This window comes from Virgisporangium aliadipatigenens (genome assembly GCF_016863615.1).
GTDB classification, from domain to species: domain Bacteria; phylum Actinomycetota; class Actinomycetes; order Mycobacteriales; family Micromonosporaceae; genus Virgisporangium; species Virgisporangium aliadipatigenens.
The window spans coordinates 1-1268 of the sequence record NZ_BOPF01000098.1; the positions used below are offsets into that span (position 1 = coordinate 1).

A 1268-nucleotide genomic window follows, 5' to 3' on the forward strand; every position below is an offset into this window, starting at 1 on the left:
CGGTTTCTGGTGATCGTTGCAACGCTCCAGGTCAGGGAGTGTTGCATGGCTTTCATGATCCGTTCTGATGATGAGCGCTGGCCGGGGCATAAGGGACTGCCCCGCGAACGGGTGGCGTTCTTCGAGTTGTTGACACAAGGCTGGTCGGTCAGTGAGGCCGCCCGCGAGGTCGGTGTCACGCTGCGCACGACACAGCGATGGCGTTTCGGCCGTCACGAGCGGCCCGCACTGCTCACCCGCGCCGGCTACCGACGAGTCGTCGCGGCGGCCGCCTCGGGACGGTTTCTGTCCGAGCAGGAACGGATCACGATCGCGGACCGGTTGCGGGACAAAGCCTCGATCCGCACGATCGCGGCCGAACTGGGCCGGTCACCATCGACGCTCAGCCGAGAGATCGCCCGCAACCGTTCACCCGTCACCGGCCGGTACGGACCCCACCTGGCCCAACGCCTGGCCGACAACCGCAGACCCCGACCCAAGACCGGCAAAATCGCCGGCAACCCCGCGCTGCGCGACTACGTCCAAGCCAAACTCGACCTCAAGTGGAGTCCGCAACAAATCTGCCAGGCTGTGCGGGTGGACTTCCCCGACCGGCCCGACATGCACCTCTGCCACGAAACGATCTACCTGGCGATCTACGTCCAAGGCCGCGGCGAGCTCCGCCGTGAACTCCACACAGCTCTACGCACCGGCCGTGCCCGCCGCAAACCCCACCGCAGCCCCGACGCGCGACGACCGCGCTTCACCCACGACATGGTCATGATCAGCGACCGGCCCGCCGAGATCGAAGACCGCGCCGTGCCCGGACACTGGGAAGGCGACCTGATCATGGGACGAGGCAACAACTCCGCCATCGGCACCCTCGTCGAACGCGCCACCCGCTACGTGATGCTGCTCCACCTGCCCCACGCACGAGACGCCGACACCGTCCGCGACGCCATCATCGCCACCATCAAAACCCTGCCCGCCCACCTCGCCCGATCCCTTACCTGGGACCAAGGCCCCGAACTGGCCGGCCACCACCAGATCACCCTCGCCACCAACATGGCCGTCTACTTCTGCGACCCAGCAAGCCCCTGGCAACGCGGCACCAACGAAAACACCAACGGACTACTCCGCCAGTACTTCCCCAAAGGCACCGACCTATCGATCCACACCGCGCAACACCTCACCACCGTCGCCACCGAACTCAACGGCCGACCCCGCAAAACACTCGACTGGGACACCCCAGCCCAACGCCTCACCAAACTCCTCAACATCAACTAACC

At 65.9% G+C, this 1268-nt stretch carries 1 protein-coding gene; it reads left to right on the forward strand.

Annotation, left to right across the window (positions count from 1 at the left end):
* Positions 1-45 precede the first annotated feature (45 nt).
* Complete coding sequence (locus Val02_RS46925) at positions 46-1266, forward strand: IS30 family transposase (protein WP_239153871.1); 1221 nt, start codon at positions 46-48, stop codon at positions 1264-1266.
* Positions 1267-1268: the final 2 nt, after the last annotated feature.

Excerpts from the sequence above, each read along its gene's own strand:
- Val02_RS46925 (WP_239153871.1), top strand. The coding sequence starts at position 46 with ATGGCTTTCATGATCCGTTCTGATGATGAGCGCTGGCCGGGGCATAAG.